This is a genomic window from Staphylococcus sp. GDY8P47P (genome assembly GCF_016892225.1).
In the GTDB taxonomy this organism is placed as follows: Bacteria; Bacillota; Bacilli; order Staphylococcales; family Staphylococcaceae; genus Staphylococcus; species Staphylococcus borealis.
This window is the reverse complement of record NZ_JAFENV010000070.1, coordinates 1-582: the sequence shown is the minus strand read 5'-3', so window position 1 is coordinate 582 and position 582 is coordinate 1. Positions and strand designations below refer to the sequence as shown.

The following is a 582-nucleotide window of genomic DNA, read 5'->3' as shown; positions in this document are numbered from 1 at the left end:
ATCTAAATTCAATAATAAAGCGTTTAAATGTGATTGATCGCTAATTATGTCAAACAACATGGTCATCCATAGCAACATGAATGATATGAAAATAGCAGCAATGAAATGGAACAATACTTTTAAACGCATTCATATCACCTCAGAGTCAAATGGAATATAGTAAACAATTCCCTAATCGAACAAAATTATGCGCATAAACAAAGTAGATTGATATAAAATTCTTAATTATCAGAATATATTTACAAATCTGAATTTTATTAGTATATTGGATAGTATTCATAATGACATGACAGTATTTTCACGTGATATCAAATCGAATGTGGTTATCGATGTAGGGAAGGTAATTATACGAATAAGGTCTGTCAATGGGAGGGGAATGTATATGAGTAAAGCACATCAATTAATTCAAGAGGATGAACATTATTTTGCGAAATCAGGACGTATTAAATATTATCCGTTGGTGATTGATCATGGATATGGAGCAACATTGGTTGATATTGAGGGGAAGACATATATCGATTTGTTATCGAGTGCGAGTTCTCAAAACGTAGGTCATGCACCTAGAGAAGTAACAGAAGCGAT

At 32.1% G+C, this 582-nt stretch carries 2 pseudogenes; one reads left to right on the top strand and one right to left on the bottom strand.

The window, feature by feature from the left end:
- Positions 1-129 (bottom strand): annotated as a pseudogene (locus JVV30_RS13375) (hypothetical protein); the annotation flags it as partial.
- Positions 130-382: 253 nt separating this feature from the next.
- Between JVV30_RS13375 and JVV30_RS13125 the strand changes: the two are divergent.
- A pseudogene (locus JVV30_RS13125) lies at positions 383-582 on the top strand (aspartate aminotransferase family protein); the annotation flags it as partial.